Source organism: Thermodesulfobacteriota bacterium, assembly GCA_040757775.1.
Lineage (GTDB): Bacteria > Desulfobacterota > UBA8473 > UBA8473 > UBA8473 > UBA8473.
In genome coordinates, this window is sequence record JBFLWQ010000024.1 from 1 (window position 1) to 24,699 (window position 24,699).

Below are 24,699 nucleotides of genomic sequence, written 5' to 3' on the forward strand. Positions count from 1 at the left end.
TTGCCAAAGAACGACTTATGAAACATCATGGTGTCTCAAAAGAAAAGTTTCCATTATATTTAAAAGAACTCGAATTCCGTTATAATAATAGAAAAGAATCTATCTTTAATCTGATAACAAAATATATTACAAATTTGGTGCCAAATCTTTTATAATCACCTATTTATTTATTGCCGACCTTACGCCAACTAGTACATTCATGCAATACATGCACAAGGCTGAACATTGCCTTGCCTTTTCCCCCACACTTATTCCTGCCTGTGCAGGCACGGCAGACAGGCTGATGAAGCAATTGCTATCTCTCTATTCACCCCTAAAAAGTACCTGGCATGATTTTTAACTTGATAATTCCCTGTAGTTTGCTACAGGGTTTCCATATGTCATTCCTGCGAAAGCAGGAATCCAGAAAACTAAAAAACTGGATTCCGTGTCAAGCACGGAATGACAGGATACAGCATAGGAAAATTTATAATATTTGACACCTCATAGCTTGCTGCAGGCGGTTTCATTAAAGCTATACAAGCTTTTTAAATGTCATTTTTCTCACGTGTCTTATATTCCGCTGTCTCTTCACGAATTTCAATTTGTTCGGCAGGAATTTTGACGATCTTCCCATCTCGCCAGATCACAATGGGATCTCCCGTGCGTTTGTGATCGGCAATAGCATGAGCCACAGCTTTCTTTAGCGCCTCTTCGGCACGAAACGCCATCGCCTTACCGGACATATTCTTGCCTGATTTCCCTTCTTTCATGGCCTCACCATATTTGCAGATAATTTTGAGAATAAAGCCGGGTCAATAAGTTCCAAGTCTCCAGCTTCTTCATAAGCGATCATTACAGGATCATCCTTTGAATTATCAAAAATTACCCAAAAATCCAGCAGCGGGCGATAAATATTGAAGAGGTTGGAAAGTCCCCTGTTAAAACGGCGGCGAACAATTTTTTCCGGGACATTGTGACCTCCCCTTCTTACCCGATCAGCGATACGTTCAAGGGCAATATCAACATTATCAATCCAAAGAAAATAAAGATAAATTCGGTAGTCTTTGCTTTTCAAATCAGCCAGAAGACGCACATACGATTTTCCGGCCAAAGTTGTTTCAAATCCGAAGTCACTGCTACGGTCTGCCAGCAAATGAATCTGTTCAAGCATCAGTCTCCCGGCCCGAATCGCGGCCTGCTCCGGCGAAAATGGTGATATCCCTTCAGCAATAAGGTCGGCATTTACAAACTCCAGACATTTTACATAATTGGGGAGAAATTCTTTTGCAAAGGTTGTTTTACCCGCGCCATTTGGTCCGGCGACAATGTATACATTTGGGGACATAGAACTGTTTCCATTAGCAATGACACATGTAATGGACGGTGTGATGACCGTTCATGCAATACATGCACAAAACCGAATATTGCCTTGCCTTTTCCTCACCCTTATTCCTGCCTGTGCAGGCACGGCAGACAGGCTGATGAAGAAATTGCCATCCAGTTTAATTAGCTGACCATGCCGATGGGCTAATTGTTTTTCCGGTTCCCGCACTTAAATCGCTCCAGCTTCTGTTTCTCTAAGAGGTAATGCAGTTACTTCCAGACCGGAGACCCTGTCACAAATACCCTGTCATTGGTCAACAACTTTGCGTTTATAGCGATCGCGGTAGCAGCTATGATTGCATTCCCTCACGCATCCTGCGCTGGAAGCTTACCGGATCTTCGCTAAGCTGAATAACACCGATATGCTTGTTGATGCTCATTGTCTCCCGTTTTTTCTGTCCCTCCAGTATCTTTTCAATTTCAAGCCAGTCTTTGTAATTAATTTGCACCGCCACCGGCCTCATGTGCTCGTCATGAACGATTTTTTTTGAGATCGCACGCATAGTTTCCTCCTGAATATATTATCTTATAAAGTTCACAAAAATTAAGTGAGTTTCAATGGCCTTCGGGTGGATTGTTCCTTCGTTTTTCATCGTGCCGGTAATCCCGCACTTTTGAGTTTTTCTTTGCCAAGTTGCTATTTGTCATTTTTATCACGTGTCTTATATTCCGCTGCCTGTTCACGAACTTCGATTTGCTCGGCAGGAATCTTGACGACCTTCCCATCTCGCCAGATTACAATGGGATGCCCTGCTCTCTTGTGAGCTGCTATGGCTTTAGCGACTGCTTTTACAAGAGCCTCCTCAGCTCTAATTTCCAAAGGAATGTCCGTTAGTTTTTCTTCTATTGCTTTCATCAAAAATTAATCCTGGATACCCCGTGCGGAAGCACGGGGTTCTTTACTTAAGTTCCTCCCGAATTTCATATTTACCCTGAGGTGGACGGGTTAAGGGTTCGCCCTGCCAGGCGCCAGCCGTTTTTTCAAAAAAACCCGGAAGCCAGCCTCGTGCTTCGGGTGTGTCTGCCGCCGGTTCGGATTTCAAGCGTGGCTGAACCACCACGATTACATCCACTTCCTGATCTGTTATGTCCAAGGGCATCTGTATCTTCAAAATACCGTCTTTCCCCACATGGGAGGTCAACTCTATACTTTTCATGATCCATCCTCCGTTACGATTGTTTTTAACAACCCTGCCCTAACATTTCAACATTTAGTCCATAAAGAGTCAGGGTATAACATTTTAACCTATCTCATCAGCAACATTCATGCAATATGTGCACAAAACTGAATATTACCTTGCCTTTTTCCCCCATGCTTATTCTGATGAAGCAATTGCCATTCCTCTAACCCCTAAAAAGTCCCTGGCATGATTTTCAATATTAAGCTATACAAGCTTTTTAAACTGAATCCTCACCGTTTTTCCTTCTTTAACGGCTGCCTGATCGCAAGTACAAATACCTTAAAAATGGTGGTTATATTATCCAAAAAGGTCTGAATGTGTACCGGTTCGTGTTAAATAAACGGCGTTGCTATCTGCCTTCCAGATTAGCAACCAATCAGGTTCAATATGACATTCCATATAACCTGAGTATTTGCCTTTCAAGGGATGAGGTTTGTATTCCTGGGGTAGGGTGTCGCCCGATTGAAGCATTTTAATAACTTTTTGAAGGGATTCTAAATTCTGGTTACGCCTTTTTGCTCGATTGACATCCTTAGAGAATCTTTTTGTCCATATCAGTTTCCTGAAACTCATATACCAATCTTTTCTAACATTTCTTCAACGGTATCAGCTGACTCAAGATTACGATTGTTTTCAATGTCATCCATAGCATATAGCGTTTCCTTATTAGGCAGCCGCAAATCAAACGGAATGCCCCTGTAATTGATAACCTGTTTCAAAAAAAGATTAACTGCCGAGGAGATATTTAATCCGAGACCATTTAATACGACCTCTGCACCCCTTTTAATATCCTCGGTTGTTCTAACATTTATATTTGTATTTTTAGCCATAATTCAAACCCTTACCCTATAAATATTAAAAAAGCTGGATCTATATTTGCTATATGCTGTATCTCAAAATTAACGCATTGTCAATACAAACGTTAACAGCATTAAAAGTAATTGTTTTATTAGAGAAATTCCATGTACACCATACTTATTTATTGCCGACCTTACATAAACAGGTACGTTCATGCAATACGTACACAAAATCTAACATTGCCTTGTCTTTTCCCTACTACATAATTTCAAAAAGCTGGTTGATCGAAATAAAGCGCACCAAGAGATCCCCATAACGCCGCTGATAAGAGAATTTAATATTGGGACTCAGCACGTAATTTTCCCCTTCAGGATATAGAGAGCGAAATACAATAAGATTGGCAGGATCAAAGTGATCGGGATTGATTTTGCATTCAATGGCATCTGCTTGTTGCCCTCGACCTTTAATCACAACAAAATCTATCTCTCGTCCGGATTTATCCCTCCAGTAAAGCAAGTTGCGATTATCAACGGCTGTGCGCAGAGTATCGAGCACCAGATGTTCCCACAAAAGACCTCGATCATCTTCCCGAATAGTGTTCCAACCCTTGACAAACGTGACAAAACCTGTATCAAAGGTATAACATTTGGGTCTGCGCGTAATTTCGCGCCGGCCGCCTCCCTGAAATGGAGGAACTAAGAATACCGCATGGGCAATACTCATGGCTTCTACATGCGCTTTTACCGTAGGTCTGCTTAAATCACTTAAACTAGCCAGATTGGTATAGTCTATAAGACTTCCACTTTGCCGTAACAATAAATGCAGTAATCTTATGAAACCAGTACGGTTGCGGATATTAAAAAGTTCCTGGATGTCCCGGGCATAAAAACTATCCATCCATTCCGAAAAAAAGGCTGCATTCTTCGTTTCCGACAGCAAGGGTTCAGGCAACCCTCCATGGAGTAATCGACGGTCCAGTTCTTTTATATTGAAGTTGTCTGTACATTCACTCCAGAGCACCGGCGGTAAATAGATCATCTGCTTTCGTCCCGTCAGACTATCGCGAAATTTTTTAGTAGCTGCCAACGTAGAAGAACCTGTTGCGAGCACTTTCAGGTGAGTATATACATCTGCTGCAATTTTCAATAAACGGCTCGGATCCTCTAAACGGTGGATTTCATCAAAGATAACGATGGTTCCCTTATCGAGGCTGTCATAGAAAGATTCCGGATCAACTAATTGGCGTCCCACCGAAGGCAGATCACAATTTTGATAGACTGCCTTGGGAAACATCTGGGCTAAGGTTGTTTTACCTACCCGGCGAACTCCGGATAGCCACACAACCGGTCGTCTTTCCCAAGCCTGCTGAATTCGTTGCATCCAAAATATACGTTCAATCATGGGAAACATATTTACCATTTAGACGTCTAAATGTCAAGTATAAATACATTTAAAGTAATCTTTTTTCTTTCAACCGGGGGCTATGGGGTCAAATCTCTCTGTGATTCTGCTGTCCGTGTTGTCTTTCTTAGGTAATATTAGAATATCCCGAAAACTTTTTGTTAGATTCTATCATGTATTGCATTGTAAAATATTGTATGGTATTCTTTTATGGTATTTGATATTCACCCCATCCTTATGAAAGGAGGCGAAAAATGAGTAAATTTGGAATGACCGTAACAGAGCACCTCTTGAGCCAGCAGAGGTTACACCCTGATGCTACCGGAGCCTTCACGGTTCTTCTTTCAGAACTGATCGTGGCGGCAAAGATTATTTCAAAAGAAGCAAGAAAGTCGGGTTTAACGGATATTTTAGGGTTTACCGGTGACATAAATGTTCAGGGTGAGGCGGTAAAAAAACTGGATGAATTTGCTAACACCTCAATTATCAGACGAATGTCTCACCTGGGCCAGTTATGTGCCATGGTATCTGAAGAGAGTGCTGACATTATTGAGATACCAAGCAAGTATCAAAAGGGCAATTATGTCTTAATCTTCGATCCATTGGATGGTTCATCAAATATCGATGCCAATGTTAACATAGGTACTATATTTTCCATTTACAAAAAGGTTACCCCTGGTGAACAGGTTGCAAGCGTCGATGTACTTCAACCCGGATACAGACAGGTGGCGGCAGGGTATTTCCTCTATGGTACGAGCACTATGATGGTATATTCAACAGGAGATGGCCTCCATGGGTTTACCCTATACCCTGCTGTAGGGGAATTCTTGCTTTCCCACGAAGATATCAGGATACCTGAAAAGGGGAGCATATTTAGTGTAAACATGGGTTATGCCAGTTATTGGGACGAAAATGTCAGGGCCGTTGTAGATCATTTTACAAAGGCAGACCCGGAAAAAGGTTTGCCATACTCTTTGCGATATATCGGTTCCCTTGTGGCAGATTTTCATCGTACCCTTCTCTACGGCGGTATTTTCATGTATCCTCCTGACAAAAAGGACCCCAAAAAACCCCATGGCAAACTGAGACTGACGTGTGAGTGTGCCCCCCTGGCTATGTTGGTAAAGCAGGCAGGTGGTATGGCCACAGATGGAGAAAGAGACATACTGGAGATCGAGCCAGGAGAAATCCATCAGAGGGTTCCCCTGTATATCGGTTCTGCAAAGGACGTGAAAACAGTTATGGAAATATTGAAAACAGAGAGGAAATAAGCAGCAAATAATGGAAGATGAACTCCGCACAGTAATAGAGATGAGTAATGCTGGTATAGTAATCCTGGATGGGGATTATAATATCAGGTTTGCAAATAAGAGTGCCTCAGAGTTGACTGGCTATCAGGTAGAAGAGTTCCTGGGAATGAACTTCGTGGACCTATTCAGCGCTGAGAATAAAAAGACCATCAAGGATATGTTAGCAGAATATAAGATGGAAGAGAGCATACGTTCATGTTCTGAGTTAGAGATTCTAACAGCCCAGGGCAACAGGAAGGAAACAGAGGTTTGTATTGCAACTACTAAGGGCAGCGATGGAACCAGGAAGATATATGCGTATCTTCGAGATATTTCTGAAAGGAAGAGGTCTGAAGAAAAGCTAAAGATGACTGAGGAGAAATACAGCCTCTTGTTCGAAAGGGTTCAACAGGGTTTGTTCATAAGCAGCAGGGAAGGTAAGTTTATCGAATGCAATCAGGCGATGCTGGATATGTTAGGCTACGGAGACAAAGAGGAGTTTTTGTCCCTTGATATTGCAAGGGATGTGTACGTAAACCCTGAAGATAGAAGGATTTTCCAGGAACTGGTGGAGAGAGATGGTTCTGTCAAGGAATACGAGGTTGAGTTAAAGAGAAAAGATGGGAAGAAGGTTACTATCTTGCTGACGGGTAATATAAAGAGAGATAGGGATGGAGAAATAACCGGGTATGAGGGGATAAACACCGATATTACAGAGAGGAAAAATATAGAGCATGAACTGCGAAAAGCTAATGATTTTTTTAGGAACCTCATCGATAGCTCGGTAGACGGGATAATTGCTGCTGATATAAAGGGGAATATAGTAATCTTTAACAAAGGAACTGAGAAACTGCTGGGATATAAGGCTTCAGAGGTGATTGGAAAGCTGCACATAACAGGGATATACCCTCCTGGTGTTGCCAAAGATATTATGAGAAAGTTAAGAAGCCAGGAATTTGGAGGTGTGGGGAAGTTAGAGACAACTCAGAGTACTCTGGTTGACAAAAATGGAGAACATATACCCATAAACATCTCAGCTGCCATAGTCTATGAGGATGGGAAGGAAGTAGCGACTGTTGGCATATTCACCGACCTGAGAGAAAAATTGAGGATGGAGAGGGAGCTGCAGGATGCCCAATTACAGCTCCTTCAGTCGGATAAGATGTCTTCCCTGGGGAAACTGGCTGCTGGTGTTGCCCATGAAATAAACAACCCTTTAGGTGGGATTCTGATATATTCCAACCTCCTTATAGAAGAGATGGAGGATAGTGATCCAAACAGGGAAGATTTAAAAAGAATAGCTGAGGAGGCCACCCGGTGTAAAGAGATAGTAAAAAGCCTTCTGGAGTTTGCCCGACAGACCGGGCCAAGAATGGAGCCCCTAGATATTAACCGGTCAATCAACGAAGGTCTCTTCTTTCTGGAAAACCAGGCAGCCTTTCTTAATATCGAAATAATAAAAAAATTAGACCCCACACTTCCTCTAATAGAGGGCAATCCCAGCCAATTAAAGCAGGTTTTTATGAATATTATGGTCAATGCTGCTGAGTCTATGGAAGGCAGGGGGACATTAACCGTAACAACAGCTCTGCGGTCCGAAAACAATTCGGTTTTAATTGAATTTTCAGATACCGGGAAAGGGATACCTCCAGAATATATCTCCAAGATATTCGATCCGTTCTTTACCACAAAAGAGGTTGGAAAGGGAACCGGGCTTGGACTTAGTTTATCTTACGGGGTGATAGAACAACACAAGGGAAAGATAGATGTAAAGAGTAAGGTTGGAGGAGGGACCTGTTTTATAATTGAGTTGCCTGTGAAACATGAGGGTTCAGCCAACTAAAAATCTTGACAAAATAATACCTGTATGGTAATCAGTAAAATGAATAATCATTCAGTGAAAAGGCCATCGAACTAAACATTAGAAAGCCCATAGGTTCCGAAGGGAGATCCTAAAGAATCCCTTCCGATAATAATCACTTCATCCCAAAACATGCCTGAATTAAAGGCTCAGATTCGTAGGCAAAAGGTGTTCTACTGCCGCGTAAAATCATCTGGTTCAGAAAGAGTTGGAATTAGCAGTGCATAATGCCTTAGAAAGGTAAATAAGGAGGAATAATGCATTTTCAGGAACTCTTGGATTCTAAAAAATTCTTGGTAATATCAGAGTTACAACCACCAAAAGGTACCGATTTGACTGAATTTTATGATTATGCTGAGAAGATGAGGGGAAGGATCGATGCAGTTAACGTCCCTGACCTTCAAAGCGCGGTAATGAGGTTAGGTTCACTATCTGCTTCTTACCTGTTAAAAGAAAAAGGATTTACCCCGATCTGCAATATGACATGTCGTGACAGGAATCGGCTTGCCTTGCAATCTGACTTGCTCAATATCTCTGTCCTTGGTATTGAGAACATCGTAATCAGCATGGGAGAGGAGCCTTCTTTGGGTGACCACCCCGATGCTAAGCCTGTCTTCGATTTAACCCCTCTTAAATTAATTTCTGCCATAAGGGACTTACAGAAGGGCTATGATATGGCAAAGAGCGACCTGCATGGAACCCCAAAATTCTGTGTTGGCTCTACAGTCAATTCCAGTGCCCAGAGGGGAGCATTAGACCTTGAAATAAAAAAGATGGAAGAAGAGATAATGGCAGGGGTAGACTTTTTCCTTACAACATCTGTATTTGAATTGAATGCCTTCGAAAATTTCATTAAAAAAGTTGAAGGACTCAAGGTACCAATCATTGCAGGGATAATGATTCTCAAATCAGTTGGAATGGCCAGATTTATGAATAAACATGTAGAGGATGTCTTTGTGCCGGAGGTCTTAATTGAAAGACTGATGAAATCAGCAGATAAACCAAAAACCAGTGTGGAGATTGCCTCTGAATTGATCAATGGATTGAAACCCCTCTGTCAGGGGGTTCACCTGGTCCCATTCGGATGGGAAGACAAGGTGCCTGCAATTATAGAGAAGGCGGGGTTGTATTAGATGAAAGATATGCTTGTAAAGACAGATCATCCTCTGGATGTCCTGATTTCCGAAATAGGCAAGACAGATGTGCTGGCATGCTATCAGTGTAAGAAATGCTCAGCCGGGTGCCCTGTAAGCCCTGATATGGACATTCTCCCCCATCAGGTCATAAGAATGATACAGTTTGACATGAGGGAGAGGCTCCTCAACTCCAGGACAATATGGTTATGCGCCTCCTGTGAAACCTGTACCACCAGGTGTCCCAATGACGTGGATCTGGCAAAGGTTATGGATGTGTTAAGGCAGATGGCAATCAATTCCGGTGAACCACTGGGCGACAGCCATGTTCCCTTTTTCCATTCCGCATTCCTTTCATCTATTCGCAAGAGAGGCAGAATATACGAATTGGAAATGATAGCTAAATACAAATTGAAAAACCGAGAATTCAAAAAGGACATAAAACTGGGGATTATGATGTTTCTAAAGGGGAAACTCAAACTATTGTCCCCTAAGATTAGAGGAAGGAAGGAAATCAGGGATATCTTTTCACAGGTAAAGAAGGGAGTGATCGGATGAAGCTCTCTTATTATCCCGGTTGTTCACTCCATGGAACAGCGAAAGAGTACGATGAATCTACCCGCGCCGTGTTTTGTCAACTCGGTATTGAGCTTATTGAATTAGAGGACTGGAATTGTTGCGGCGCATCATCTGCCCACTCTACTGATGAATTCTTGTCTAATGCCCTTCCTGAGAGGAACATCAAAATAGCTGCCAAAGCCGGTCTGGATCTTCTTGTTCCATGTGCTGCCTGTTATAGCAGGATGCTGACAGCAGGAAAAGAAAATCGTTCCTTTAAACCGGCTGTAAAGATCAGAAACCTTCCTGAGCTGTTAAGGGAAGAGGATAATTTTAACAGTATTAAAGAACAGGTTAAAAGGCCTCTCGAAGGCTTGAAGATAGCCTGTTATTATGGTTGTCTTTTGACTCGCCCACCAAAGATAACAGAGGTAAAGGACTATGAAAATCCACAAAGCATGGATGATCTGGTAGGCATTTTGGGTGGAGAAGCTGTTTTCTGGCCGTACAAAACGGAGTGTTGTGGGGGAAGCCTGGCCATCACACATACTGATATAGTGAAAAGACTGACAGGGAAGATAATAGAGATGGCTATGGAGGCAGAAGCAGATTGTCTGGTTACGGCGTGTCCCATGTGTCATGCCAATCTGGATACCAGGCAGGATGAGATCAGCAGAGATGAAGGAAAGAAATACAACCTGCCTATATTTTATATTACCGAGCTGATAGGACTTGCTATAGATGAGAAGAAATCGGGAAGATGGTGGAAAAGGCATTTTGTTAATCCCATGCCTCTTTTGCTTTCAAAGGGGTTAATATAACGGTAAAAAGTGAACAGTAAACGGATAACGGATAAGGGTGAAAAGATAGTCTAAGGGAAAGATAATGAATAAAGAGGACACAGAGAATTCAGCAGCCAACAAAAAGATAGGAGCCGTAATGGTTGTTGGGGGCGGAATTGCAGGAATACAGGCATCCCTTGACCTGGCAAATTCCGGTTACTATGTATACCTGGTGGAAAAATCCCCTTCAATCGGCGGGGTCATGCCTCAACTGGATAAAACATTTCCAACCAACGATTGCTCCATGTGTATCTTGTCTCCAAAGCTGGTGGAATGTGGAAGACATTTCAATATAGAGATACTTACCAATACACAGGTAGAGGAAGTGCTGGGAGAGGCAGGCAACATGGAGGTCTCTCTGATTCGAAGCCCCAGGTTTGTGGACGAAGACAAGTGTGTAGGATGTGGGGTCTGCGCTGAGAAGTGTCCGGTAAAAGTTAAGAATGACTTCAATGAGGGGTTGGGAGAGAGAAAAGCCATATATATTCAATACCCTCAGGCTATACCTCTGGTATATCAAATAGACAAGGACCATTGCCGTTACTTTATCAAAGGAAAATGCAGAATATGTGAGAAGCTCTGCAAAAATGAGGCAGTAAACTTCGAAGACACAGAAAAAAGGTTCACTCTCAAAGTAGGCTCCATAATACTGGCACCTGGATTTGAACTCTTTGATCCCCAGCTGAAAGGAGAATATGGGTACGGGGTGTACGATAATGTTGTAACGAGCAAACAGTTCGAAAGGATACTCAGCGCCTCTGGACCGTCCATGGGACACCTTGAGAGACCAGGAGACAAAAAAGAACCCAAAAAGATAGGCTTTATACAGTGTGTTGGTTCCAGAGACTTACAGGCGGGAAAGGGATACTGTTCGGGTGTGTGTTGCATGTATGCCATAAAGGAAGCGGTTGTAGCGAAAGAGCACTCAGGTGAAGTGGAACCGACCATATTCTTCATGGATATAAGGGCACATGGAAAGGGGTTTGATGATTATTACAAAAGGGCACAGGAGGAATATGGAGTTAGATTCATACGGTGCATGGTATCCAAAATTGTAGAGATGCCCCGAACCAGGAACTTGAGAGTGACTTATATAAATGAGGAAGGCAAGCCTGTAGAAGAGGAATTTGATATGATGGTTCTTTCAGGTGGTCTTACGCCTTCAAAAGATGCCATGGAAATGGGGAAAAGATTAGGAGTCCACCTGAATCAGTACGGTTTTTGTGAAACCTCACAATTCTCGCCTCTGTCTACATCCAGAGCGGGGATTTTTGTAAGTGGTGTATTTCAGGGGCCCAAAGACATTCCGGAAACAGTGGCACAGGCAAGCGGCAGTGTAGCCTGTGCATCGGGTCTTCTTTCAGAAAGCCGCGGAAGCATGGTGAAAGGGAAAGAATATCCGTTGGAAACAGAAGTAAAAGATATCTTCCCGAGGATTGGTGTATTCGTCTGCCATTGCGGTATCAATATAGGAGGGGTTATAGATGTGCCACATGTAAAGGAATATGCAGGGTCTTTGAAGGATGTGGTATATGCTGAGGAGGGACTATATGTATGCTCACAAGATTTCCAGGAACTTATGAAGAATGCCATTTCTGATCACAATCTTAATAGAGTCGTTGTAGCATCATGTTCTCCCAGAACCCACGAACCTCTGTTTCAGGAGACACTACGGGAGACAGGATTGAATAAGTACCTCTTTGAGATGGCGAATATCAGAGACCAATGCAGCTGGGTACATATGAGACAAAAAGAAGATGCCACAAAAAAGGCAAAAGCCCTGGTAAGGATGGCTGTGGAAAATGCAAGACTGATACAACCTTTAGATGAGCTGCCTCTGGAAATAAAAGATAAAGCTCTGGTGATTGGTGGTGGACTTTCAGGAATGACGGCTGCTCTGAGTCTGGCAGACCAGGGGTATGAGGTTTATCTGGTAGAAAAAGAGGCAAAACTAGGGGGAGTGCTGCATGATGTCTATTACACCCTGGAGGGTGACGATGTTCAATCCCATCTCAGAGAGATTATAGAAAGGGTTGAAGCAAATCCCTCCATTCATATATTCAAGGATACCATGGTTGTCGACTTTAGCGGATATAAAGGAAACTTTGAGACGGGCTTAATGGTTGGACCAGGTATGTTCTACAGAAAACTGGAGCATGGTATTGTTATTGTAGCTACAGGGGGAGAAGAGTATAAGCCAGTGGGGGAGTATATGTACGGAGAGGATGAACGGGTTATGACCCAGCTGGAACTGGAGAAAAGAATCGCAGATGGTACCGCCGGGCTTTCAAACATCAGCTCCATAGTTATGATTCAATGTGTGGGTTCGAGAACAGAAGAAAGGCCATACTGCAGCAGGGTGTGTTGCTCTGAGGCTATCAAGAATAGTTTGAGAATGAAGGAACTGAACCCCAATATGAATATCTGTATCCTTTACAGGGATATAAGGTCTTATGGTTTGATGGAGGAGTATTATACCCTTGCAAGAAAGAAAGGGGTAAAATTCATAAGGTATGATCTCGACTCAAAACCAGGAGTAACTGTTGAAGATGGGGCTCTGAAAGTAGATATAAAAGACCCTGCACTGGGAGAAGACCTGTCATTGTCACCTGACTTAATCGTTTTGAGCAGTGCCATCCTACCAAAAGAGAACGATGAATTAGCCACATTACTAAAGGTCCCTCGAACACAGGAAGGCTTTTTTCTTGAAGCTCATATGAAGCTGAGGCCTGTAGATTTCGGGACCGATGGAATATATGTGTGTGGCCTGGCACATTCACCCAAACTCATAAGTGAGTGTATATCCCAGGCATATGCTGCCTCTGCAAGGGCCAGTACTATCCTTTCCCAGGAAAGGATTCATGTAGGTGGCGTAGTTGCTACAGTAAACGGCGATTTATGCGCTGCATGCCTCACGTGTGTCAGGGTATGCCCGTATGACGTCCCTGTGATAAACGAGGAGGGATTTGCAGAGATTAATATGGCTAAATGTCAGGGGTGTGGGACTTGCGCATCTGAGTGTCCGGCGAAGGCTATAGAACTCCAACACTTCAGGGACGAACAGATACTGGCAAAATGTAACGCATTATTAGAAGAGGCTATCTGATGGAAGAGTTTGAACCCATTCTAGTTGCTTTTTGCTGCCATTATTGAGCCTACTCGGCAGCGGACCTGGCAGGTTCTATGAGATTGAACTATCCTCCAAATGTGAAGATAATAAAGGTTCCATGCACCGGCAAAGTGGATGTAATTCATCTCTTACAGGCATTTGAAAGAGGTGCAGACGGAGTGTATATAGCAGGTTGTTTAGAGGGGGACTGTCATTTCTTGCGGGGTAACCTCAGGGCAAGGAAGAGGGTGGAATATACAAAAAGGCTGTTGGATGAAATAGGCATAGGTGGAGAAAGGCTAGAGATGTACAACATGTCAGCAGCACAGGGGCCGCGTTTTGCAGAAGTCGCCAGAGAGATGACAGAAAGGATAATGACACTTGGGCCAAATCCCATAAGAGCAAAAAAAGGAGACACGGGATAGCGATAAAAACAGAGAGTAATTATAGTGAATGTCTTTCATAAATTGTCATATCCCAACGCGTCATTGCGAGCGTTAGCGAAGCAATCTTGAGAGATTGCCATGTTGTTCGCCTCCGGCTAACTCCTCGCAATGACTACTTTCTTTTGATGTTCACTATGGCAATACTGAGGGGGGGAAGGAATGATTGTAGCAGAGAGAAAACCACTGGAACAGATCTTTTCAATGATTGAAAGATATAAAAGGATATTGATTGTTGGCTGTGGGGAGTGTGTTACCGTTTGTTCTGCTGGAGGAAAAAAGGAAGTGGAGATACTGGCTTCTGCCCTTAATATGGTAAGGAGTAAGGAAGGTATACCTGCTGAAATAAGGCAGGAGACTTTGGAGCGGCAGTGTGATGGAGAATACCTGGAGCAGTTGAGGGGATTCATCGGTGAGTATGAGGTGGTGATATCCATGGCCTGTGGGGCAGGAGTCCAATTCATGGCGGAGAAATACAAAAATAGCCTTGTATTACCTGCCCTCAATACCAAATTTATTGGCGTTACAGAAGAACAGGGGGTTTGGTCTGAACGATGCCATGCCTGTGGTGATTGTAAACTCCATTTGACAGGAGGAATCTGTCCCATCGCCAGATGTTCCAAGAGTCTGCTCAATGGTCCTTGTGGTGGTTCAGCAAACGGAAAATGCGAAATCAGTCCCGAGGTGATCTGCGGCTGGCAGCTAATAATAGAAAGGTTGAGTGACCTGGGGCAATTAGAAAAGTATGAAGAGATAATACCTATAAACGATTGGTCCACCAACAGGGATGGGGGGCCTCGTAAGGCTGTAAGAGAGGATTTAAGACTATGAAATCCGAAAGCAAATTGGAACAGATCTTAACAAAGGGGGAATTTGCGGTTACCTCAGAATGTGGGCCGCCTAGAGGAGCCGATGCAGAGGTCATCAAGAAAAAGGGAGAGGTGTTAAAAGGGTTTGTTGATGGTGTGAATGTCACGGATAATCAGACATCAGTTGTCAGGATGTCCAGCATCTCTTCCTGTGTTATCCTGAAGGGGTTAGGGTTGAATCCAATCATGCAGATGGTAACCAGAGACAGAAACAGGATTGCTATTCAGAGCGATATCCTTGGTGCAGCAGCTCTTGGCATCAGTAACATACTCTGTTTGACAGGAGACCATCAAAAATTTGGTGACCATGCCTCTGCAAAAAACGTATTTGATATGGATTCTATACAACTTGTCCAGACGGTCAAATTGATGCGGGACGAGGGTAAATTCCTGGGGGGAGAGGAACTGAAAGGAAGTCCCAGGATGTTTATCGGAGCGGCAGAGAACCCCTTTGCGGACCCGTTTGAGATCAGGGTTCCCAGACTGGCAAAGAAAATAGCTGCTGGTGTAGATTTTATCCAGACTCAGTGTATCTATAATCTGGAGAAATTCGAAAAGTGGATGAAAATGGTGAGGGATAGAGGTTTGCATGAAAGGGTACATATCCTGGGGGGTGTTACCCCCTTCAAGTCGGTGGGAATGGCAAATTATATGAAAAAATCCGTACCGGGTATGGATGTTCCTGATGAATTAATAGAGAGGATGAAGGCAGCCCCAAAGGAGAAAAAGGCAGAGGAAGGCATTAATATATGTATAGAGACTATTCAAAGGTTGCGAGAAATAGAGGGGATTCATGGTGTCCATGTCATGGCAATAGAGTGGGAAGAGATGGTACCGGAGATTGTTAAAAGGGCCGGGCTTTTCCCCAGACCACATATAGAAAGTTAAAGGTAAATGGTGAGATGTGAAAAGAATTGTTTCCACTTACAGTTGGACGCTTATTTAAATAAGGTAACTATTCAGCCTTTATCTGTATTTTAGACAGCCGAGACGGCTGTCCTACGTCGTAAGTGGTTATACAACACAGTAGGACAGGCGTCTCGCCTGTCATGGATGAATAGAGTTACTAACTAGGAAAGGAGGTAAAATAAGATGGGAAAAATGCCCAAGATTTTAGTTGTTGATGATGATCCTGATCTTGTGGAGTCGGTTAAAATTATGCTGGAGAATAGGAATTATGAGGTAATTGCTGCCTATGATGGAATCGAAGGATTACAGAAGACGAAGGAAGAGTCGCCTGATTTGATTATACTGGATGTAATGATGCCAAATAAAGATGGGTATGCTATGTGTGCTGAGCTAAAGGGTGACCCTAAATACAATAGTATACCAATAATTCTTCTAACAGCTGTCGTTTCTCATATACCTACTACAACTTATACCCAAAGGATGGGTATGGAAATAGAGGCAGATGACTATATTGATAAGCCTGTGGAGCCTTCTGAATTGGTGAGACGGGTTGATGTCCTGTTACAAAAAGGGTGAAAGAGTTTAATGGTTTGGTGTTCACGGTTAACGGTGAACACCAGAAGGCTATGGGGAAAGCCATCACATGTTGAAGGATGCAAATGTCCTGGTCATAGATGATGAGGCTGTTATAAGAGATGGATGCTCCCGGATATTGACAAAGGATGGTTGTAGGGTCAAGGGCGTTGAAAACGGGGAGGCAGGTCTTGACCTTATCACCAACAAGGGAGAATCTTTTGACATCCTTTTATTGGATTTGATGATGCCAGGGATCAGCGGCATGGAGGTACTGGATGCTGTACATAGCATTGACCAGTCCCTGATTATAATCGTAATTACTGGATATGCTACTGTAGAGTCGGCGGTAGAGGCGATGAAAAAAGGGGCTTACGACTTTATAGCTAAGCCCTTCACCCCGGATCAATTGAGGATTGTTGTCAGAAGAGGAGTGGAGAAAAGGGCACTTCAAAGGGAAGCAGAAACTTTGCGAAAGGAGAGAGAAAAGAGCCTCAAGGATATTGCATATGAAAAGAGCAGGATCAGCACGATAATTAACTGTATGGTGGATGGCGTACTGGTGACTGACCGTGATAGTCAAATTGTACTCCATAACCCTGCGGCAACAAGATTATTGGAGATCGAGAGTTTACCAATCATAAACAAATCCTTAAGACAGTGTGTTAAGAATGAATATCTTGTCAAGGCAGTGACTACTGCCTTGAGCACTGAAAGGTCAAAATACCTTGAAATATCTCAGGAGATTACCCCTGGCGAAGGATCAGCCAGGGTCTTTTTGAGAGCGGACACTGCTCCTGTCCTTAACGAGGATGGCGAAATAATGGGATCTGTTACAGTTCTACACGATATAACCCAGGAAAAAGAACTAAACCAAATGAAATCTGATTTTCTATCGATGGTCTCCCATGAGCTAAGGGCACCAATTTCAGCGATACAACAGCAGTTATCCGTAATAGAGGGAGGCATGGCTGGCTTGATTACTGAAAAACAGGGGAAAATGTTGACTCGTGCAAAAGAGAGAACAGGAGGACTTCTCGTCCTAATAAATGATCTTCTCAATGTATCCAAAATAGATTCAGGTATAGTAGTTCAACATAAGGAATCCATATTGTTGAAGGAAATAGTAGAGAGAGCCTATCAATTAATGGAGCCTGAAGCAGAAGTCAAAGGTATAAAAATGAGGCTGGAAATAAGCGACTCACTTCCACCTGTAAACGCTGACAGAGAAAACATGGAAGAGGTGTTTACCAATCTTATGAGTAATGCAATCAAGTACAATGTGGAAGGTGGAGGTGTTGTTATAACTCTGAGGAGCGAAGGAGAGTTTATCCGTACTGATGTGGCCGATACCGGTATAGGCATTCCTGAAAAAGATCTTCCAAGAATCTTTGACAGGTTTTATAGAGTTAAGGACTCCCAAACGAGAACAGTGATCGGTACAGGTCTGGGATTATCCATTGCCAAAGGAATAGTAGAGGCTCATCATGGTACGATAAGTATAAAGAGTAAGGAAGGCAAGGGGACTACGGTTACTGTCCTGTTACCCAAGGGATCCGAATAAACCTGCTCCATCCTGGAGAAGAACCGGGAATCTCTATACAAATCAGGTTATGAAGTTAGCTATAACAGGTAAAGGGGGTGTAGGAAAGACCACTATTACTGCATGCCTCTCTAAAAAATTCTATGATGACGGTTATTCTGTACTAGCCATAGATGCAGATCCAAATGCCAACCTGGCTATGGCTCTTGGGTTTCCTAATCCCAATGATATAATACCCATTGCAGAGATGAGTGACCTGATAGAAGATAGAACTGGGGCGAAACCGGGCACGAGTGGTAGTTTTTTTAAGCTAAACCCTAAGGTTGATGATATACCAGAAAAATACTGGGTAGAGCACAAAGGTATACGGTTGATGATTATGGGTACAGTTAAGAAGGGCGGTGGGGGCTGTGTTTGCCCAGAAAGTATACTCCTGAGGACATTAGTCTCTCATCTCTTGCTTGTCAGAAAAGAAGTGGTTATTCTGGACATGGAAGCCGGGGTAGAACATTTGGGCAGAGCAACAGCAAAGGCCGTAGATATGCTGATAGTAGTTGTTGAGCCAGGGAAAAGGAGTATAGAAACTGCCTGGAGAATAAAAGGGTTGTCAAAGGATATTGGTATAGAGAATATAGGAGTAATAGCCAATAAGGTTAGAAGTGAGGCAGACAGAGAATTTATAAGGAGTGAAATGCAGGGCTTTGACATTTTCGGCTCAGTATATTCGGATCCACGGATAGTGGAGGCAGACCTCAAAGGTATTCCCCCCTTTGAACTAAGTCAAGGGATTATGCTGGAAATGGACAAAGTGATGCAGAGGTTAAAAGGTAAATGAGTGGATGGGTTAAAGGGTAGGGACACACCTTCTAATAAATACGAGATGCAATCATGAAGATAGTTATAGTAGGTCCAGGAGCGATGGGAAACCTGTTTGCCTTTTTTCTGTCGAAGACAGGAGAGGAGATATGGCTTCTGGATAAGCAGAAAGGCAGAGCGGATAAGGTCAATAAAAATGGTTTGATTATAGAGGGAATAAGTGGTAATCATAAGGTACACGTAAATCAAACAACCAACCCGGCAGATATAGGAAAAGCAGACATTATAATCATATGTGTCAAGGCATATGATACCGAAAAAGCCACCGAGGATTCACTGTCACTCATAGGGGAAGATACTATACTCCTTACCCTACAGAATGGTTCTGGCAATATAGAGACCATTTCTAGGATTGTTGGAAAAGAAAAGGTTATGGGTGGAACCACCTCTCAGGGGGCTACTGTTCTTGGATTAGGGCACATAAGACACGCTGGCAGAGGGGAAACAACCATCGGAGAACTGGATGGAAGTCTTTCTTCAAGGGTTAAAAGCATCTCCAATATCTTTAATTCGGCAGGCATAGATACAAGGATTACAGACGATGTTGAGGGACTGATATGGAGCAAACTTTTGATTAATGTGGGAATAAATGCCTTGACCGCTGTTCTTAGATTAAAAAATGGAGAATTGGTTGAATACAGTTGGGCAAGGGAGATCTTAAGAATGGCTGTGGAAGAGGCAGTCTTGGTTGTAAAAGCAAGGGGTATCCGATTGACTTATGATGATCCTATAAAGAGGGTAGAAGATGTATGCAGGGCAACAGCAACCAATGTCTCATCTATGCTTCAGGATATCTTGAGGGCAAAAAAAACGGAGATAGACTACATAAACGGAGCTATTGTTAGTGAAGGTGAAAAATTGGAGATATCGGTTCCTGTGAACAAGACCTTAACAGGGATTGTTAAGACTATCGAGATGAGCTATGAAAATAGATTATAGTTTGTGAAAAGGGTTCGAGGATTCTAGGGTTCCAGGGTTCAAGTAGGGGCAGGGTTATCCCTGCCCCTACTCAAAATTCAAAACAGGGAGTAAGTGATGAGTGACATTCTTTTCAGTTCATGGGGGGGAGTTGTTGTAGACAATAGGGGAAAAGAGCCTGAGAATTATGAAAAAGCTGAAAATGTTTCCCTGCCTGCACAGTTTGCACAGGATGAAGACATTAACGCATTGATAGGGTGGTACGGCTTTATATTGGGAGTACGAGATGTGAATATAGTTGACATGTGCCGGGCTTACTTAACAGCGATACAGAATGAATCCTGCGGGAAATGTTTTACCTGTCGTATTGGCACAAAAGTTTTGGCGGATACCTTAACCAGAATCTGCCAGGGAAAAGGCCAGAATGGGGATCTGGAAGTTCTTTCTCGTCTTGCAGAAGTTATTCGGGAAGGTTCAAAATGCAACATTGGGCAATCTGGACCTGTTTCCCTTTTGGATGCGCTGAAGCACTTCGCAAAAGATTTTGAGAAGGCAATACAGGATAAAAACCCGATTCCAGAAGGGAGTTACAGGTACAAGCTTACTGCTCCGTGTATGGATGCCTGCCCTATTCATTTAGACATTCCCGGCTATATAGAATGCATAAAGGAAGGGAAATTCCAGGAGTCTCTGAGTGTGATTACAAACAAACTACCACTTCCTGGAACACTTGGAAGGGTCTGTGTGAGACCGTGTGAAGAACACTGTCGCCGAACGATTCTGGATGAGCCCATCTCTATAAAGCATTTGAAGCGTTTTGTGGCAGATGATAATCTTGAAAGAAATAAGGGAATATCATTCAAACCAACTCCATCTGAGAATACTGGAAAGGTTTCCATTATTGGTGCCGGTCCAGGAGGGCTGACCTGTGCATATCACCTTGCCCTGATGGGACATGAGGTTACTGTTTATGAAAGACACGGAGAGCCTGGCGGGATGGCGGCGATGGGGATCCCTGATTATCGTTTGCCCAGGGATATACTTGGTTTTGAGGTAGATCAGATACAAAAAATCGGGGTTACTATAAAATACAATACTATTGTTGGAAAAGACGTTAAATTCTCTGACATAGAGAGAGAAAATGATGCTGTGTTTATTGCCATTGGGGCACAAACGAACACAGAAATGGGTATTAAAGGAGAGGATAAGGGGTATAAAGGATTTATTCCTGGTGTCCAGTATCTTCAGGAAGTTAACATGGGAACTGACCCATATCCTGAGGGGAAAAAAGTACTTGTGGTAGGTGGCGGGAATGTTGCCATCGATTGTGTGCGCTGTTCATTTCGAATTGGTAAGGATGATGTAAACCTGGTATATCGCAGGACAAAAAAGGAAATGCCAGCGGATCATGTTGAGATTAGAGATGCAGAAGAAGAAGGTGTAAAATTTCACTATCTAACCAATCCAACTAGAATCCTTACAAAAAAGGGAAAGGTTATAGGTGTTGAGTGTATTCAGATGGAACTGGGAGAACCGGATGAAAGCGGACGCAGGCGTCCTGTTCCTGTTGAGGGGTCTGAATTTGTTATAGACTGTGATATTTTGGTTCCAGCCATAGGGCAGGCGATTGACCTGAAACTGCTGGAGGGTGAGGATAAAGTAGAGACAACCAGAAGAAACACTCTGGCTGTAAACGAATTTACAATGCAGACAAACAATCCAAAAATATTTTCAGCAGGAGACTGCGTAACGGGACCATCAACACTGATTCGTGCCTGTGCAGGCGGTAGAAAAGCGGCAATAAATATAGACCGTTTAATAAATAACAAGGAATTAAAGGTAACCTATGAGGACTGTTTTGATAAATTATTTGAGAAGGTTAAAGTCTTTGATCCCAGAGAAAAGATAGGATTTTTAGGAGGCAGAAAGAGGCTGCATCTGGAAATGCTTTCCCCTGATGAAAGAAAACAGACTTTTGAGGAAGTTGAAAAAGGATATAATCATCTTGAGGCAATGGGTGAAGCAGACCGGTGTCTGAGATGTTATAGAGTTGGAATGGTGGCAGTTTAGTAAAAAACGTAATCGCTTACTGTTTCCCGTTCGCTGACCGACAACCTGTCCACCGCTCACCCCTAACAAACAGCGGACAATTACAACGGTTACAAAAAACATAGAAAGAGGAGTAAGAATGGTTAATTTAACGATTGACGGGAAAGAGCTTACAGTAGAAGAAGGTACTACAATTCTAAAGGCTGCAAGGTTTGCAGGAATCGAGATTCCTACCCTTTGTTATCATGAAAGATTGAATCCCATAGGTTCATGCAGGATGTGTGTGGTGGAGATCGAGGGTTTACCCCATCCAATGACAGCCTGTAATACTCCTGTTACAGAGGGGATTGTAGTGATAACGAATTCTCCCCGGCTTCAAAAAATGAGAATGGAAACCCTTAAATTGCTTTTGGTGAAACATCCCCTGGACTGTCCTGTCTGTGATAAAGGGGGTGAATGTAGCCTTCAGGATATGGTACACCAGTTTGAGGTAGAAGGTGCAGTATACCAAGCTGAAAGAGAAAAGAGAGAGCTTCAATATGCTACTCCCCTTATTTATTACTGGCCAGACAGGTGTATAATGTGTCTGCGCTGTGCTACCGCCTGCAGGGAGATAAAAGGGTTAGGAGCAATCGATATCGATGGTTCAGGTTTTAACACGAGTATAACCGCCGTAAACCCGGATAAGTGCGAATCCTGTGGTGAATGTATTAAGGTATGCCCTACAGGTGCTTTGACAGAAAATTTAAGTGGATATAAAGGGCGTCCCTGGATGCTAAATCGGGTTATGACTACATGTACCTATTGTGGATGTGGGTGTCAGCTTGAGATCAATGTGTTTAATAACAGGATAGTGGGTATAACAACAAAAGATGATATTGGTGTAAATAAAGGCAGTTTATGCGTAAAAGGGCGTTTTGGGTATGAATTTATAGAGAGTGAAGAACGACTTACCAAGCCCCTCATAAAAAAGGATGGAAAGTTTCATGAGACAAGCTGGGATGAGGCACTCGGTCTTATTGCTGAAAAACTCAAAGGGATTAAAGCCTCTCATGGGGCTGATGCCATTGCAGGCCTTTCTTCTGCCCGCTGCACAAATGAAGAGAACTATCTGATGCAGAAGTTCATGAGAGCAGTTATAGGGACAAACAACATAGACCACTGCGCTAGGCTTTGACACTCCTCTACCGTGGCAGGTCTTGCCACAGCATTTGGTAGCGGGGCAATGACAAATCCCATTGCTGACGTTTTTAAATCAGAGGTCATATTGGTAACAGGAAGCAACACTACAGAAAATCATCCAATCTTTGCAAACTACATTAAAGAAGCTGTTTTAAAAAAAGGGGCTAAATTGATAGTTGTTGATCCCAGGAAGATTGATCTGGTTGATTATGCAAGTATCTGGCTTAGACCAAAACCTGGTACTGATGTTGCCTGGATTAATGGGTTACTCCATGTTATCATCAAGGAAAATTTGCATGATGCAGAATATATCAAAGAGAGAACTGAAGGGTTTGAGGAACTCAGGGCTTGTATTGAAAAATATAACCCCGAGTATGTTTCAGAACTAACAGGTATACCATCCTCAGATCTGATTAATGCGGCTCTTACCTATGGAAAGGCAAAACCTACCTCAATAATGTATGCTATGGGTATTACCCAGCATATAACAGGAACTGATAATGTAAAGTCCCTGGCAAACCTTGCGATGCTATGTGGTAACATTGGTATTGAAGGAGGAGGTGTTAACCCCTTACGGGGTCAGAATAATGTTCAGGGGGCTTGTGACCTCGGTGCCTTGCCAAATGTTTTCACAGGGTATCAACCGGTTACCGATGATGAAGTCAGACAAAAATTTGAAAAGACATGGGGGGTAGATAGCTTACAGAGTATAGCCGGGCTTACAGTCACTGAGATGTTTAATGCTGCAGAGGAAGGAAAAGTAAAGGCAATTTACATTATGGGTGAGAACCCCCTGCTCAGCGATCCTGATGTTAATCACATAGCGTACTGCATAAAATCATTGGAATTTTTAGTAGTCCAGGACATATTTTTAACAGAAACTGCAGAGTATGCTGACGTGGTTCTCCCAGGTGTATCTTTTGCCGAAAAGGATGGGACATTTACAAATTCTGAAAGAAGGGTCCAACGGGTAAGGAGAGCAATTCAACCACGAGAAAATGCCAGAGAAGACTACTGGATAATATGTGAATTATCTAAGAGGATGGGATACCACATGGATTATGATAACCCGAGGGAGATTATGGAGGAGATACGCACAGTAACCCCCAGCTATGCAGGCATAACTTATGAACGAATTGAAAAAGAAGGTATTTCCTGGCCCTGTCCGGGTGAAAACCATCCTGGAACGCCAATCCTGCATTTAGAAAAGTTTGCAAGGGGTAAAGGGTTATTTTCTGCCATCGATTACAAAAAACCCGCAGAATTGCCAGATAGGGAATATCCGTTTTTACTTACTACAGGAAGGGTATTAGAGCACTACCATACAGGTACAATGACCCGTAGAGGAAAAGGGCTTAATATGCTTTATCCTGAACTTCTGGCAGAAATAAATCCAGAAGATGCTGTGGGTTTGGGTATCGAATCCGGTGATTTTGTTACTGTAAAATCCCGTCGTGGGGATATTAAGGTAAAAACAATAATTAGTAAACGCCCTGATAGGGGAGTCATATTTGTTCCCTTCCATTTCAAAGAGTCGCCAGCAAATATATTGACAATAAATGCTGTTGATCCTATTGCGAAGATACCGGAATACAAGGTATGTGCTGTTAGGGTTGAGAAGGTTAGTTGAAAAACAACAAAAACAACAAAAACTCTTGACAGCAGATTGCCCGTATGCTAAATTGAATGAACAATCATTCATAATTTCATGAGGATTCAATTGGTCAAGGGGTAGGGGCAATCCCTTGTGGTTGCCAAGTAGGGGCAGGGATAACCCTGCCCCTACTTGAATCCTTTTTT

24 protein-coding genes are annotated in these 24,699 nt (G+C 43.0%); 15 read left to right on the forward strand and 9 right to left on the reverse strand.

The features are described from left to right. Positions 1 to 527: 527 nt before the first annotated feature. The 9 genes from AB1401_12815 to AB1401_12855 all read right to left on the reverse strand — a co-directional run bounded on the left by AB1401_12815 (position 528) and on the right by AB1401_12855 (position 4,763). On the reverse strand, positions 528 to 752 hold the full coding sequence (locus tag AB1401_12815) for a hypothetical protein (GenBank protein MEW6616329.1): 225 nt from the start codon (positions 750 to 752) through the stop codon (positions 528 to 530). After that, on the reverse strand, positions 749 to 1,327 hold the full coding sequence (locus AB1401_12820; GenBank protein MEW6616330.1) for a zeta toxin family protein: 579 nt from the start codon (positions 1,325 to 1,327) through the stop codon (positions 749 to 751). Before AB1401_12820 ends, AB1401_12815 begins: the two co-directional genes overlap by 4 nt. A gap of 51 nt (positions 1,328 to 1,378) precedes the next feature. Then, entirely contained in the window at positions 1,379 to 1,534 is a 156-nt protein-coding gene (locus AB1401_12825; GenBank protein ID MEW6616331.1) for a hypothetical protein, read from the reverse strand. Between the two features lie 121 nt (positions 1,535 to 1,655). Continuing rightward, the gene (locus AB1401_12830) at positions 1,656 to 1,868 is read right to left on the reverse strand and encodes a hypothetical protein (protein ID MEW6616332.1); all 213 of its coding nucleotides are present in this window, start codon (positions 1,866 to 1,868) and stop codon (positions 1,656 to 1,658) included. Between the two features lie 134 nt (positions 1,869 to 2,002). Next, positions 2,003 to 2,221: a hypothetical protein gene (locus AB1401_12835; protein ID MEW6616333.1), complete on the reverse strand. Its 219-nt coding sequence runs from the start codon at positions 2,219 to 2,221 to the stop codon at positions 2,003 to 2,005. Between the two features lie 43 nt (positions 2,222 to 2,264). Next, positions 2,265 to 2,522, reverse strand: coding sequence for a hypothetical protein (locus AB1401_12840; GenBank protein ID MEW6616334.1), 258 nt, complete (start codon positions 2,520 to 2,522; stop codon positions 2,265 to 2,267). Positions 2,523 to 2,843: 321 nt separating this feature from the next. Continuing rightward, on the reverse strand, positions 2,844 to 3,119 hold the full coding sequence (locus AB1401_12845) for a type II toxin-antitoxin system YafQ family toxin (protein ID MEW6616335.1): 276 nt from the start codon (positions 3,117 to 3,119) through the stop codon (positions 2,844 to 2,846). Continuing rightward, the gene (locus AB1401_12850; protein ID MEW6616336.1) at positions 3,116 to 3,376 is read right to left on the reverse strand and encodes a type II toxin-antitoxin system RelB/DinJ family antitoxin; all 261 of its coding nucleotides are present in this window, start codon (positions 3,374 to 3,376) and stop codon (positions 3,116 to 3,118) included. Before AB1401_12850 ends, AB1401_12845 begins: the two co-directional genes overlap by 4 nt. A 226-nt stretch (positions 3,377 to 3,602) precedes the next feature. Next, the gene (locus tag AB1401_12855) at positions 3,603 to 4,763 is read right to left on the reverse strand and encodes an ATP-binding protein (protein ID MEW6616337.1); all 1,161 of its coding nucleotides are present in this window, start codon (positions 4,761 to 4,763) and stop codon (positions 3,603 to 3,605) included. Between the two features lie 236 nt (positions 4,764 to 4,999). Here AB1401_12855 and fbp point away from each other — a divergent pair, with 236 nt between their 5' ends. The 15 genes from fbp (at position 5,000) to fdhF (ending at position 24,529) form a co-directional block, all read left to right on the forward strand. Beyond that, positions 5,000 to 6,016, forward strand: a complete 1,017-nt coding sequence (gene fbp, locus AB1401_12860; protein MEW6616338.1) for a class 1 fructose-bisphosphatase — start codon at positions 5,000 to 5,002, stop codon at positions 6,014 to 6,016. Between the two features lie 10 nt (positions 6,017 to 6,026). Continuing rightward, a complete protein-coding gene (locus AB1401_12865; protein ID MEW6616339.1) occupies positions 6,027 to 7,877 on the forward strand; it encodes a PAS domain S-box protein in 1,851 nt (616 codons plus the stop codon). A gap of 275 nt (positions 7,878 to 8,152) precedes the next feature. Beyond that, positions 8,153 to 9,028, forward strand: coding sequence for a methylenetetrahydrofolate reductase (locus tag AB1401_12870; protein MEW6616340.1), 876 nt, complete (start codon positions 8,153 to 8,155; stop codon positions 9,026 to 9,028). Further along, positions 9,029 to 9,586 carry a 4Fe-4S dicluster domain-containing protein gene (locus AB1401_12875; protein ID MEW6616341.1) on the forward strand — a complete coding sequence of 186 codons (558 nt, stop codon included), beginning with the start codon at positions 9,029 to 9,031 and terminating at the stop codon, positions 9,584 to 9,586. It abuts the gene before it with no gap. Further along, positions 9,583 to 10,407 (forward strand): CoB--CoM heterodisulfide reductase iron-sulfur subunit B family protein, encoded by an 825-nt coding sequence (locus tag AB1401_12880; GenBank protein MEW6616342.1) that lies wholly within the window; start codon positions 9,583 to 9,585, stop codon positions 10,405 to 10,407. The genes AB1401_12875 and AB1401_12880 overlap by 4 nt, the downstream gene beginning before the upstream one ends. A gap of 64 nt (positions 10,408 to 10,471) precedes the next feature. Then, positions 10,472 to 13,534: a CoB--CoM heterodisulfide reductase iron-sulfur subunit A family protein gene (locus tag AB1401_12885; GenBank protein ID MEW6616343.1), complete on the forward strand. Its 3,063-nt coding sequence runs from the start codon at positions 10,472 to 10,474 to the stop codon at positions 13,532 to 13,534. Next, on the forward strand, positions 13,534 to 13,962 hold the full coding sequence (locus AB1401_12890) for a hydrogenase iron-sulfur subunit (GenBank protein ID MEW6616344.1): 429 nt from the start codon (positions 13,534 to 13,536) through the stop codon (positions 13,960 to 13,962). Before AB1401_12885 ends, AB1401_12890 begins: the two co-directional genes overlap by 1 nt. Positions 13,963 to 14,142: 180 nt before the next feature. After that, positions 14,143 to 14,811 carry a methylenetetrahydrofolate reductase C-terminal domain-containing protein gene (locus AB1401_12895; protein MEW6616345.1) on the forward strand — a complete coding sequence of 223 codons (669 nt, stop codon included), beginning with the start codon at positions 14,143 to 14,145 and terminating at the stop codon, positions 14,809 to 14,811. Continuing rightward, a complete protein-coding gene (locus AB1401_12900) occupies positions 14,808 to 15,737 on the forward strand; it encodes a methylenetetrahydrofolate reductase (protein MEW6616346.1) in 930 nt (309 codons plus the stop codon). Before AB1401_12895 ends, AB1401_12900 begins: the two co-directional genes overlap by 4 nt. A 204-nt stretch (positions 15,738 to 15,941) precedes the next feature. After that, positions 15,942 to 16,334: a response regulator gene (locus tag AB1401_12905; GenBank protein ID MEW6616347.1), complete on the forward strand. Its 393-nt coding sequence runs from the start codon at positions 15,942 to 15,944 to the stop codon at positions 16,332 to 16,334. Between the two features lie 67 nt (positions 16,335 to 16,401). Continuing rightward, positions 16,402 to 17,895, forward strand: coding sequence for an ATP-binding protein (locus tag AB1401_12910; protein MEW6616348.1), 1,494 nt, complete (start codon positions 16,402 to 16,404; stop codon positions 17,893 to 17,895). A 49-nt stretch (positions 17,896 to 17,944) separates the two neighbouring features. Beyond that, a complete protein-coding gene (locus AB1401_12915) occupies positions 17,945 to 18,709 on the forward strand; it encodes a carbon monoxide dehydrogenase accessory protein CooC (protein ID MEW6616349.1) in 765 nt (254 codons plus the stop codon). Positions 18,710 to 18,762: 53 nt separating this feature from the next. Then, on the forward strand, positions 18,763 to 19,689 hold the full coding sequence (locus AB1401_12920) for a 2-dehydropantoate 2-reductase (GenBank protein ID MEW6616350.1): 927 nt from the start codon (positions 18,763 to 18,765) through the stop codon (positions 19,687 to 19,689). Positions 19,690 to 19,785: 96 nt separating this feature from the next. Then, positions 19,786 to 21,738 (forward strand): FAD-dependent oxidoreductase, encoded by a 1,953-nt coding sequence (locus AB1401_12925; protein ID MEW6616351.1) that lies wholly within the window; start codon positions 19,786 to 19,788, stop codon positions 21,736 to 21,738. Positions 21,739 to 21,856: 118 nt separating this feature from the next. Then, the gene (gene fdhF / locus AB1401_12930; protein ID MEW6616352.1) at positions 21,857 to 24,529 is read left to right on the forward strand and encodes a formate dehydrogenase subunit alpha; all 2,673 of its coding nucleotides are present in this window, start codon (positions 21,857 to 21,859) and stop codon (positions 24,527 to 24,529) included. Positions 24,530 to 24,699: the final 170 nt, after the last annotated feature.